10 protein-coding genes and 1 pseudogene are annotated in these 11,398 nt (G+C 49.6%); 5 read left to right on the top strand and 6 right to left on the bottom strand.

The features are described 5' to 3' along the window. The first annotated feature begins 64 nt into the window (after window positions 1–64). Window positions 65–952 (top strand): hypothetical protein, encoded by an 888-nt coding sequence (locus N5C91_RS31460; RefSeq protein ID WP_279834401.1) that lies wholly within the window; start codon window positions 65–67, stop codon window positions 950–952. Window positions 953–1,959: 1,007 nt separating this feature from the next. Continuing rightward, the gene (locus N5C91_RS31455) at window positions 1,960–3,273 is read left to right on the top strand and encodes a PD-(D/E)XK nuclease family protein (protein ID WP_279834399.1); all 1,314 of its coding nucleotides are present in this window, start codon (window positions 1,960–1,962) and stop codon (window positions 3,271–3,273) included. 263 nt (window positions 3,274–3,536) lie between these two features. Here the strand turns inward: N5C91_RS31455 and N5C91_RS31450 are convergent, their stop codons facing one another. The 3 genes from N5C91_RS31450 to N5C91_RS31440 form a co-directional block, all read right to left on the bottom strand. Next, window positions 3,537–4,238 (bottom strand): hypothetical protein, encoded by a 702-nt coding sequence (locus N5C91_RS31450; RefSeq protein ID WP_279834397.1) that lies wholly within the window; start codon window positions 4,236–4,238, stop codon window positions 3,537–3,539. A 281-nt stretch (window positions 4,239–4,519) separates the two neighbouring features. Continuing rightward, window positions 4,520–5,134 (bottom strand): hypothetical protein, encoded by a 615-nt coding sequence (locus N5C91_RS31445; protein WP_279834395.1) that lies wholly within the window; start codon window positions 5,132–5,134, stop codon window positions 4,520–4,522. Between the two features lie 37 nt (window positions 5,135–5,171). Continuing rightward, window positions 5,172–5,504 (bottom strand): hypothetical protein, encoded by a 333-nt coding sequence (locus N5C91_RS31440; RefSeq protein WP_279834393.1) that lies wholly within the window; start codon window positions 5,502–5,504, stop codon window positions 5,172–5,174. 753 nt (window positions 5,505–6,257) lie between these two features. On the opposite strand from N5C91_RS31440, the gene N5C91_RS31435 reads away from it, so the two are divergent. Further along, entirely contained in the window at window positions 6,258–7,133 is an 876-nt protein-coding gene (locus N5C91_RS31435; RefSeq protein WP_279834391.1) for a hypothetical protein, read from the top strand. Between the two features lie 90 nt (window positions 7,134–7,223). On the opposite strand, the gene N5C91_RS31430 is transcribed toward N5C91_RS31435, so the two are convergent. Beyond that, window positions 7,224–7,415, bottom strand: a complete 192-nt coding sequence (locus N5C91_RS31430) for a hypothetical protein (RefSeq protein WP_279834389.1) — start codon at window positions 7,413–7,415, stop codon at window positions 7,224–7,226. 787 nt (window positions 7,416–8,202) lie between these two features. On the opposite strand from N5C91_RS31430, the gene fnr reads away from it, so the two are divergent. After that, window positions 8,203–8,934, top strand: a complete 732-nt coding sequence (gene fnr / locus N5C91_RS31425) for a fumarate/nitrate reduction transcriptional regulator Fnr (protein WP_279834387.1) — start codon at window positions 8,203–8,205, stop codon at window positions 8,932–8,934. Window positions 8,935–9,305: 371 nt separating this feature from the next. Here the strand turns inward: fnr and N5C91_RS31420 are convergent. Then, a pseudogene (locus tag N5C91_RS31420) lies at window positions 9,306–9,401 on the bottom strand (carbon storage regulator); the annotation flags it as partial. A gap of 141 nt (window positions 9,402–9,542) precedes the next feature. Here N5C91_RS31420 and N5C91_RS31415 point away from each other — a divergent pair. Beyond that, complete coding sequence (locus N5C91_RS31415; RefSeq protein ID WP_279834385.1) at window positions 9,543–9,854, top strand: DUF2845 domain-containing protein; 312 nt, start codon at window positions 9,543–9,545, stop codon at window positions 9,852–9,854. Between the two features lie 40 nt (window positions 9,855–9,894). Here the strand turns inward: N5C91_RS31415 and N5C91_RS31410 are convergent, their stop codons facing one another. After that, entirely contained in the window at window positions 9,895–11,004 is a 1,110-nt protein-coding gene (locus N5C91_RS31410) for a hypothetical protein (protein ID WP_279834383.1), read from the bottom strand. Window positions 11,005–11,398: the final 394 nt, after the last annotated feature.

Below are 11,398 nucleotides of genomic sequence, written 5' to 3'. Positions count from 1 at the left end.
CTCGTCCGATCTCTCGACTTGCTCGACAGTTGGGGCTGGGTAACGAGTGCATTGGAGAGCGAGCATGATGCTCTACAACAAGGTCCTGCTGGTCGAGGACTACATCAAAATCTACGAGCAGAAATTAATCGCCGAATTCGGCTTGGATCTAGAGGTGGTCGAGGGAACTGCAAGAGGGATAGCCCCAATAGTTTACGCGTCGATCTTGAACAAGAAGGTGTCGGCAAGACCTCGCCAGGTCGAAATCGCTGCGACCTTCGATGTTCCTCCTGAATACGCCAGAACTTGGAATGCTCTGCGTGCGAAAATAGAGCAAGGAGATGACCTCTCGGCCTATTTGAGCAAGGATCATACGAACTGGTCGAAAGCTGATTTTCTGTTGTATTGCAGCAACATCCATCACATCCATTTAACAACCAGGCGTGGGGTAGGGACTAACGACGAGCTAGTCTACGGCATATTCAAGGATGATAAATTCTTCGCGATCCATTTCGGCGGGCATCGGGACATTTATCGAATCGAGGACTTTTATGCTATAGCTGAGGACAGTTGGCCAGGTCAACTGTTTAAAACGGCGGATGACGGCGCTGGAAGCAGCTTCTACGAGAGGCGTATGGTCACCGACCCGACCCGGCACATGAATATACTGAAACCTGCTGGACACATGGCGGGACACCAGCGCACCCATTTAATTAGTCTGACGGACGGTGAAGCCGAAATCAAAAATGTTGCGTTAGAAGTTTGGTTGGTTTTCAGTAATGAAGTCGATTATCTCACAGAGCTAGAGGATCGCTTTTCTAAGAAATACGGTTATTTGGCACAGCTTAAACTGCATATTGATTTCGATCGTCAACGATACATAGTGATCTCAGAAGGGGTTCGACGCTACGTTTTTGAATTCCCCAAAAAGGCCCTAACGGTTTCGAAGACGGTGGCGAAGTTTTTCGCTTGATTTGTTTCGCTCGTTGTCACGCGATTAAGCTCAAGGTATGACAATTTGGAGCTCTCGCTTACTAGTCAATGCTGAATTAAGCAAATTATATTTGATCATCTCGATATCTTCGTAATAGCCATTTTGGCTGGGCAATGAAAGCTAACGGAATGGTTGTTATCAGAGGGGCTGAGGACGGCCGAATTTACTTTTAACACTCAACGTCGCCCGTCTTCATTTCGCTATCAATGATCCAGCTCCTGATGCTGTCTGTGGGTTTCGAGGGGCGACTCTCTTCTGAAAGTTTTCAATGCAGGCTTTGAAAATGTCAGAGCATGTTTTGAGACTATCCGTGTCTGCGAGTTTGATAACGTAGGCTTGAACACTCAAGCTGACAGCAGCAAGGAGTTTTGACTCCATTCGCCGGGCTAATTCCTTCGTCGATAGGGCTGAGTGTTCAAAGAGTTTTGCATTTTTTGCACTTAAATCGATGCCTTTGGACTTGTCTGCTTCTGCATATTGGAAGGCACCCTGAACATTGCAGTCGTCTCTGCTTAATACCAAGCCTGCATGCTTAGATAGCTTGATCGACGGGTGTGACTGAAGAATACGGGAACAAGACAGGCAGGCGCTTAAAAAGAGAATTACAGAGCAGAATAACCCTGCGCAAGATTGGTGTGCTTTTGACGAAGAAATTACGGCCTGATGAAATTAGGCAATCGCTCCGGAATAGAGGGTATCCTGATCAAATTGCAGGTACAGCAAGGGGTGGATCTGGATCGCAATATTTTCGTAGTTAGTCGATAAACATCTCTCCACTAACGGACCCTGCAGAGTAAACCAATGGTTACTTCTCACAATAGAAAGCTGCCGGCCGACTGCAGCCTTTCGCGTTCTTCAGCGGTCGGATAAAAGCTGCGTGCCGAAACCCGTATCGAGCGCGGGCCGGCACAATGGTAATATGATATTGTTAAGAAAGTTATGAAGTTGACTCGCCTCATCGGCAAACCGAAAACACAGGATCCGGTATGGATGCACATGAACTATACAGCTTTCTGAGAGATCCGCAGCTCCTTGAGCTAATTGAACTAAATAAGATTTCTAACAATATTTTCGATATTGTTAAGCTCGGCGAAAATCAAAATTCGAGCATGCTTGCATGGTGCATGAATCCGAATGAAGGCCATGCACAAGGCGATGCACTGATACGTGACTTTCTCGAAAGCGCATACGCAGCTAGCGAGGGATGTACTTATGATAATAAGAAATTCTTCGCCGAGTGGACGCCTGGGCGAATTAGAACCACTAGTTTCGGCGCCGCGTTTGTGACGCGCGAGTTAAGTATAAAAGTGGACGACGGCACCGCCAATGGCAGGCTTGACTTATTTTTGGTAGATCCACAGAATAAAATTCTCATTGCTATTGAAAATAAGGTGAAGGCGTCGCTTAATTCCGCTCAGCTCGAAAAATATGTGGTCGCAGTAAGGTCTCAGTTGTATTCTCGAAAGATATTCTCTGACTATCACCTCGCTTTCATTGTGCTAGACAAAGACTTGGAGTCTTACACAGAAGAACAGCTTGATGCATTGGGTAAGCGTTGGACTTTAATGGATTATCAATGGCTAGAACTATCGGCCAATCGAGCACGGCACAACCTTACCCGGGGAAATCAAGCTGCGCAGATGCTTGCGGCCTACTGTCAAAGTGTCACAAATTGGGAAGATCCAGCGAGAAAAGAGATATCCGAAATAATGGCGGATTTAGTAATTTCTCATCCGGCAGTTATAGAGTGCCTTCGTAAGCTTAGCGGAACCGCAATGGATCGCTGGGTTTCATCAACGCTGGAGGGGCATGAAGGTGAATTGACCCTCTTCTTAGCCCAACACAAAGTGGTCTGTCAAAAGCTAATAAGCATTAAAGGTGTTTCCAGCCTATTGCCGAAGCTAAAAAAAGCAATGCCGTTGTTATCTGTGGATTGTATTGAGGAAGGTGGTTATTGGTTTTCCATAAAGCCTCCGTCTGCCCAGGGAATTGAACGGGAGGACCATTGGGCGATTTACGTTGATATGTATCGACTAAATAAGATTTCAACGACTACAGCTCAAAAGTTCAATGTGAAGCTCGTCTGGGTGAAAGGCGCGTTCGATCCATCTACTTGCTCTGAAGCTGAATTGCGCAATTACTTTGAGTCTGAATTCAAAGGACTTAAGAAACGCGCTACTTCGGATAAAAGACGTCTCATGTTGGCCGAGCATGTGACGCCCACTGAAGCCATAGCCGTTGCCGCGGAAACTATTGGAAGATTAGAACAAGGCCTCAAGGAGTATCTCAAGGCACCATGAGTGTCGAAAGCCGCCTGTCCTGGCTGGATGCGCCCGGCCAGTTCTGTCGACGCCGACTGACTGCAATGGGGGGGAATCTGCCGCTGGCCAAAGGCAGCAATCGGTCGTTCGTGGATGGCCTAAACCGGCCAGTAGCAGCCTTTATGACCTGTCTCTCCCGTCCTATTTCTGACGCTCGGGCCTCTCTATGAAGCCTGGGCCTACCCACCCCGATATTTGCTGGGGGGCTTCACTGCTACTTTATTCATAAAGTTCGTATTTCATCAGAACTCAATATCATCATCTTCAAGCTTGAATTCTGCAGGGGGAACGTAACCTTCATTGGCTGTGAAATAGCCACTACTATCTTGATACACTACCTTGCCATTTTCTTTCGCATATTTCTCTGCTTCATCACGCCCCGGGTGGTAGATCGGCAGATCGTCAAATACATCCTTATCGATGCCTTCGCAGGCCTGGTTAAAAGATGGGTTGTTCACCAAGATATGTTGACTCGCACTCTTATCTATTAGTTCTGCACTCTCCATTTGTGCTTGGATCTGTTCTCTATATGAAAAATCGATGACATCAGCAAAAAGATCAGCGTCCGCCATCATCGCCTGTGGCACTTTAGCTGTGGCGTAAGCGCTGAGGCTTTTAGCAAAGCTTGAAGTGAACTGCCAGATGTATCCTTTGATATACTCAATGGCTTGTGCATATGCCGCCTCTTGAAATTCGACTGTCTGGCCAGTTTGCATTTGCAGAGACTTAAAAATCATGAATACATGTTCACGAACATCATTTTTCACAAGCCCTTGAGCATAGAGTGCGTCAACAGCAATTCGTCTCGCGTACCCATAAGCCATCTTTACTATTTTCGACTGGCTATCAAAGTCAGAGCACCAATCACCAAGGTCGTTATTTATATCTGCAAATACAAACCCTGTTTTGTGATTCTTGCGAACAGTGCCTTTCAGTGTGTGCATATGTCTTCATCCAGTCTCAGTGGCATAATGATATCACGGTCTCAGCTATGTGATCTTTGGCAGCTCCGTTGACTCGTGATGTTCGGCCTTGGCGGAGACTAGCGCTGCGGAAGGCCGCTATCAATTCCTGTCACTGTGGCCTGTAGCAACTTGGCTTAGGCGCCAGTCGCGAGGGACTGGCGCCGGCTAGGCGGAGGCATTCATCTGCGTAGGGATGGCTCCTGCCGAAGCAATCAATCGCTTGACCACTCGACAGCAACTTCTTGGACTAGCTCTGATGATCAAGGGCCAGCCATACATGCCAAAAAGCTGTACGTGTCCGATTGAATGCGAACCTTGCTAGCGGGTTGTATCTCCCACGTTAGGGTCATCACTTCGTTAGCGCTCCCAGACCATCCGCAAGGAATCGCAATATAATTCGAATCTAACAGTTTCTGAGGTCGCAATTGGGCTGTGCTGAATGCCGACGCTTCGGCACTAATTCCAGCTTTTTCCCAGTGTGCTTTCGTGTGTTTATCCGAGAGTCTTTTGCGAGTGCCTACGAGGATGAAAACTGCCGCAGCTTCAGGATAAGCGTACTTATAGGCACATAGCTTTCTCAAGTCATGCTTGACTGCTGCCTCAGTCAAATTATCTTGGGCAAGCAGAGTCTTCAACTCGAAGTGTCCCCAAGGAGAGCCACCAATTCGATCAACGATCACATCGGGAATGCAGCCGCCAAGTGTTGGGTGCTCGAGCACCTTCTTGTTATTCCTTATCAATAGAGGGGAGGGCATGTGAGGTGTGAGCAGTTTGACGATCAATTGCTGCACTGACGCTTCTGCTTGATGCGCGTCATGCACACCGCCCACAAGACCGTTTTCACAGATAACATGGTGCGGGAGCTGGGAGTGCAAGATATTGATCAGGCGCGGCCCATGATGGATGAGGCGTCTACGATACATATTTCAGGAGCTGCGTATCAATTTTAAGGTGTGCTGCGTCTACACCACATTCTGATGCCGCCGTCTCTTTGGATACGTAGTTCCAAACTGGATGCAGACTGTTGTCAAACGCCACCAAGGCAAAGGAACCCTCGGGATGCAGCCCAGCTCCAGGCGGGTAGTGTTCAATCCACACCGTACTACGCACGACTTGGCTAATAAAACCTTTGTGGTCAGCTCGAAATTGCCACCAACGCTTAGGAGCAGCAAGATGATCCAACCCCACCTCTTCTTGCAATCGCTCGATAGCCTTCACAAGGATTTGCTCCACGGCGTTGGTCACTGACGTACCGTAGTAATCGAGGAGCTGGCTACAGAGGACAACCAACCCGCTTGGTCGTACCCAGACCCGTAGGAAGCACGTACCCTCCGAACCGAACCCAGGAAACTTGAATCGTGGGAAGTCTCTGTAAGCCGGCTCAGTCTGGTTCTTTCCCATGTGGCTTGATTCCATCTCCGTCCCGTGCATGGTTGTCCGCCTTATCGGCTAGTCGTCAAGTTTCGCATATCTCCACTTCTGTGACGACGTGGTCGAGTTCTACGAAGGCGACAAGAAAGCCGACGGCAGAAGGGCGCTTGAGTCGCCACGGCTTTTGTAGTCACTCGATGACCGATTGCTGCCCCTAGGCAGAACTGGCCACAGCCAGATGGGCTGCCCTAAAGCGAGCAGCCTATCTGATTTCGCGTTAGAAGTTGGCTGTCAGCAAGAGCCAGGTGGTGGGCGGGGCCCTGCGATGATTTAGCCCGAAGGGTTGCTTTCCCAATACCGTCGATTCAGGGCGTTGGTCAGCACGCCCCATAGTTCTAGTGGGGTATAGCAAGTAGCCGACACTCTACTTCAGTCCCCAAAAATCCTGCGCGCAGGAGCCTGTGTACTCACCTCACTAGGTCGGTAATGGCCGTCCTAAACGCAAAGTCGCTCGCTGGAAGTGGTTCAGCCGCATTCGCACAGAACAATTGGTGGGATGGCGCGTTGACAGCATGGCTGGTTGGTCTATTTTCGAGCGATTACCACTTCGCATGTCATGGAGGACCTATGGATCGCCGAAGTGCCTTTCCGATACTGCTCGCGTTGCTGATGTCATTTCTAAGTGGCTGTACGAGGTCACTGATGGAGGATAGTTGGCCCGTCCCGCCAGACGAGATCGTCAATTATCCGCCCCCGCAGTTGGCGCCAAACCCCGCAAAGTTCGAACAGTTGTCGCTTGCATCGGAGAATGCGGAGGGTCTACGAGTACTCATCAACAAGCACAGCACTGATAGCAGCAAGAGAGATTGGGCCAGCGGGGATTTCACCACGCTGGGGACTATTGCTGCCGTAGGTGGTGCGGTGGCTGATCAGACCGGCTTAATGAATACTGGCGCTGGTATGTCGATCCTCGGGTTGACGGCCCGTGAGCGTTACAAATACAACATCCAGAGTGCCTCCTATGTCGGTGCACGAAAGGCTCTAGAGTGCATGCTAAGTCAAGTCTCTACCACTAATAACGATGAAGTGGAGTGGGGAATGATTCAGCAAGGCAGTGCAGAAACGCAGCAGGCCGCTAGTGAGCTGCCGGCGACAATTGTGCAGGCGACATTAAAAGTGAAGGAAAGCCTCATCACTCGGTTGCAGACCATCCAGAGCGAGCCAGTGAAGGCTGCTGACTTCAAGGGAGTGTTGGATCAACAGCGCCAGGCTTACATCGACATGGCCGAAGCCGAAAAAAAGCTTAAGCAGAAGGTCAAGGCAGACGGAGAAGCGTTGGTTCAAATGCAGACAGTAGGGTTCAACCCCTCTGTGACAGACAGCGCGAATGCTAATCGAATCTCTAAGGAGGAGAGGTTGGTGCCGCTGGAGCGTCAGGTGAGTACCGGGAAAAAGCTTGTAGCTCTGCCGGCAGCAATCAATGCCTGCGTGGCGGGATATTAGCTGCTGCTAACCGCATCGCCTCTGCGAGGCCATGGCGCCTTCAGAATTGCTGAGTCCGCGCACCCATTCGAGGATGCCTAGGGAGACGACCTAGTCGAGATTCTCCGCGATCTGATGGACTAGCTTCAATGGGGCGGAGCTGGTCGCAATATTGAAGAGTATTCCGCGCTTGCTGCGAGGAAGTTGCTTGGCGCACCGCTTTGCGGTGGCCTTTATGGCGCTATCGGTGCCGTGAATTTTCGCAGCAAGCAGCAGCGCTAGGATTGCATCTTGAAGGTCCACTCTTGAATCCAGCTCCGGGTGGGGCGGCACCACGTCTGTCGATACCGGTAGCGCCAATTCTGGCACCCCCATTTGGTTTACCCACGCTTTAGTTTGATTGTCCTAGGAAAAATGAGATGCCTCCCCTGGGACCGGAACTGTTTGGACTCTTGTCCTTGAGGATCAGTGATCCGAAGAAGTTTGGATGGCGAGCCTTTTGCTCATGCCCTACCGAAACGCTTAGCCGAGTACTACTTGACGCACTGCCCTTCCCACATCGAAAGGGCGGCTGAGTTGTTGGCATTCATGGCGGTGGGTCGCTTCCATAAGGCGTGCAAGCGCTGACTCTAGATTAGCCCTAGGGCGTTTGGCTTATGGACTTTTCTCTAGGCTGGCTTTCCTACCTTTAGGTAAGAATTGGCTATTTGTCGATAGTATTTGTCTTCGTATTTTGCGGTGGGCGGTTTTGAAGTTTGCGTTAGATATTTGCGCGACAGCCTGCTAAGGCCTAGGTGTCTGCGGACAAACTTAGACGTATCTGGGGATGTTGCTTGTTGAGTTGTTGTTCGCGACCATTAGCACTGGTGTTTACTGCTTCGAGTATTGACGCCTATCTAAATTTATTCAAGCCTGAATTTTTATCGAGTTGCTGTATTGGGTTGTGTATTGCTGTTCAGGTTCGAGAGTCTATTGGGGTAACTCTTGGTTTTTAGTTGCTTCAATAGAAGAAAGAGATGTTTCGAAGTGCTGTTTCTGGGTCGCGATGTGATTGTGCTTGGTGCGAAAAACGGGTTCTGAGAGTAACTTTATGGGCGGGCCTCATCGGAAAATTATGCGGCACCAGATTCACTGTGGCAGCTGTGTTTTAGCAGGTCATTGTTTGCCGTCTTCGTTATCTGTAAGTGAGGTTGATATTCTCGATGAAATGGTTAGGCGTAGCAGACCATTAGGGCGAGGGGAGTTCTTGTTTCGTCAAGGCGATGAATTTAGGTCGATATTCGTTATTCGCACAGGCATGATAAAAAAGTACTGTATTACAGACGCTGGTGTGGAAAAAGTCACAGGTTTTCAATCGCCAGGTGAGATTCTCGGTTGGGCTGGAGTGGATTGCGGAGAGTATCCAATGTCCGCTCAGGTACTCGAGCCTACATCCGTTTGCGAAATACCATTCGAACGCCTGGATGAATTGGCTGAAGCGATCCCTCAATTGCGGCGTCAATTGATGCGACTTATGAGTCGGGAAATCTGGGAAGACCAACAGATGATGCTGCTCTTTTCTAAGAGGTCTTCTGAGGAAAGAATTGCAACATTTTTGCTGAGTTTGTCTGCTAGATTTCGAGCTAGAGGGTATTACGCGCATACATTTCGTTTAAGTATGTCCCGCGGAGAGATTGGGAATTATTTGGGGGTGGCCATGGAAACGGTTTCCCGGTCTTTTACGAAGCTGCAGCAGTTAGGGTTGATTAGGGTAAGTGGTAAGGAAGTGCAGATAATTGACTATTTAAGTTTTTGTGAGCTGGCCGGTAGTGATGAGGGTTAGTGTTTTTATTAAATTTATTAGATGTGGGTTTTTGGGGTTGTGTTGCGTGCGGCTTTTTATAGGAAAGGCGCGCTGGAAAATGGTTTTTTTGTTTGTGCCCATTCATATGCGCCAATGGGGAAAAATAAAAGTGTATCAGGAGCCCGGTGGGCTCCTGCTTATGACCATTAATGCTGGAAGTCGTGCGCCCTCCTAGATGCAAAATGAAATATGGCGAGTGTTAGTACGATGACTAGCATCAGTGGCCAAAAGCGCGCGGCCAAAATCACCAGCGCTACGACTGCTGTGGTGCCGGCAAAAATGCTGACCAGCACAAATAGCAAACGTAAGAAGCGCAACAGGCCCATTGTAGAATGCCTCTGAGATGAGTTTCAGGATGGGTGTCGCTGGTCCGCCTGAATGCGCCGATAGACCTCATCACGATGCACCGTAATGTGAGGTGGTGCGGAGACGCCGACGCGTACTTGGTTGCCTCTGACTTATACTCGTCAGCAGCCATTCCGAGATGTGTGTCAATATTGACGTGTGTATATGACGCTCGGGTGCAAGGGTGTGGTAGTCTTAAGGCGGGTCGATTTTCTGGCGGATTATTTCTCAAGGAGTACGTTATGAGGTTTAGGGAATTTTGCATTGGTCTGTTGTTTGGTTTGCTTACTTTTTCTGCAACATCTACTCAAGCAGCCACAATGCGTTGCGGAAGTAATTTGATAAGCGAAGGCGAATTGATAGTTGATGTGATTAGAAAGTGTGGCCAGCCAGCGCAGCGTCAGGTTGTGGGGCCTGCTGTCGACGCTAACGGTTACGTAGCAAAAGGCGCTGCAACAATTGAAAATTGGGTTTATGGCCCTAGCAATGGGGCATATCAATACCTGCGCTTTGTCGACGGTAGATTGGTTGAAATTCGTACTCGAATGAATTGATGGAGAGCGCAGGTACTCAGTGAGTACCTGCGAAGGAGCATTAGCCCGCAGTGCCGATGACATCCAGCAGCGTAGCGATTGGGGCGCTTTGAGCGCTTGTGACAATGATCGTCGTGTTCGCCCCAGCGTTGCTGACGGCTTGTTGAAGATTGTTTGCCGTTAATTGCGCACCGTTGAACGCGGCGCTGAAGAGTTTGCTGATCCCGGCAATAGAGAGAAGTTGAAGCATGGTGTTGATGTTCACTGCTTGAGCAGTGTTAACACTGATTTTTGTCTTAGTGCCCGCGGCAGTCAGCGCTTGCTGCAGGTTATCTGCCGTCAACTGCGCGCCATTGAAGTCGGCGCTGAAGTTTTTATTGTTGCCCGCATTTTGTATGGCTTGAAGAAGGGCCGTGATGTTCGCCGCCTGGGCGGTGTTGACGCTGATGCTCGAGTCGGTTCCTGCCGCGCTGACGGCTTGCTGGAGGTTGTTCGAAGTCAGTTGAGCGCCATTGAAATCGGCGCTGAATTTCTTGGTATTTCCAGCGATGCTGAGCAACTGTAGAAAAGTTGTGATGTTGATTGCTTGGGCGGTATTTACGCCAATCGAAGTATTTGTGCCGGCGGCGGTAAGAGCTTGCTGCAAGTTTGTGCCAGTGAGCTGGGCTCCGTTGAAGTTTGCACTAAATGCCTTGCTGCTGCCCGCAGCATTTATCGCCTCGAGAAGGGCGGTAATATTCGCCGCTTGAGCCGTGTTCACACTGATGCTTGTGCCTGATTGCGCGGCGGTTACCGCCTGCTGCAGATTATTTGCGGTGAGTTGGGCGCCATTGAAATCCGCACTGAAATGTTTGGTAGTGCCCACGGACGATATTATGGAAAGCAGCGTGTTGATGTTTACTGCCTGTGCGGTATTGACGGCGATATTGGTGTTGCTGCCGGATGCATTTACTGCTTGTTGCAGATTGCTTGAGGTTAACTGAGCTCCATTGAATGTGGCGTTCAGGCGCTTGGTATTTCCCGCGATGCCGATGACCTGGAGGAGCGTGGTTATGTTGACGGCCTGAGCAGTGTCGATATTGATGGTTGTGTTGGCTCCCGCAGCTGTGATTGCCTGCTGGAGATTGTTTGCGGTAAGGGCTGAACCATCGAAATTAAGTACAAGCTTCATGTTTTGCTAATTCCTTTTTGCAAGTCGAATCGGAGGTGGTCGCTTCATTCAGTGGCGAAAAGAAACTAGAAGTGATTCTTGGAAACAACAAGGCATTTTTATTGCGATGTCTGCAACAGACTGTTGTAGTGGTTAATTGCTGATTTGTTGATATGGATCATTGTGCTTTGAGCGGGGCAATAAGATCGGGCCTTCCCCTAGATGATGAACCGTTTGCAGGCTCGACAAACAGCAGTTCCAAGTGCACAGACCAGGAGTAACCCCGGCCTCCTTACACCGGTGGGGCGTCCGGGCAACGAATCGACTAGACCGGGCTGAGTGCTCTGGTGCTCCCTGGCGCAGACACCTACACACAGAGCACGTGTCTGCGCTGTATACAAGGTCTGCTTCTGGC

Origin of the sequence: Pseudomonas sp. GD03903 (genome assembly GCF_029840045.1) — a bacterium.
Taxonomy (GTDB): Bacteria; Pseudomonadota; Gammaproteobacteria; order Pseudomonadales; family Pseudomonadaceae; genus Pseudomonas; species Pseudomonas pseudonitroreducens.
The sequence above is the reverse complement of the archived record's forward strand: the minus strand, read 5'-3'. Positions and strand labels throughout refer to the sequence as shown.

Coding starts and splice junctions, on each gene's coding strand:
- N5C91_RS31460 (WP_279834401.1), top strand. CDS start 65: ATGATGCTCTACAACAAGGTCCTGCTGGTCGAGGACTACATCAAAATC.
- N5C91_RS31455 (WP_279834399.1), top strand. CDS start 1,960: ATGGATGCACATGAACTATACAGCTTTCTGAGAGATCCGCAGCTCCTT.
- N5C91_RS31450 (WP_279834397.1), bottom strand. CDS start 4,238: ATGCACACACTGAAAGGCACTGTTCGCAAGAATCACAAAACAGGGTTT.
- N5C91_RS31435 (WP_279834391.1), top strand. CDS start 6,258: ATGGATCGCCGAAGTGCCTTTCCGATACTGCTCGCGTTGCTGATGTCA.
- fnr (WP_279834387.1), top strand. CDS start 8,203: ATGGGCGGGCCTCATCGGAAAATTATGCGGCACCAGATTCACTGTGGC.
- N5C91_RS31415 (WP_279834385.1), top strand. CDS start 9,543: ATGAGGTTTAGGGAATTTTGCATTGGTCTGTTGTTTGGTTTGCTTACT.
- N5C91_RS31410 (WP_279834383.1), bottom strand. CDS start 11,004: ATGAAGCTTGTACTTAATTTCGATGGTTCAGCCCTTACCGCAAACAAT.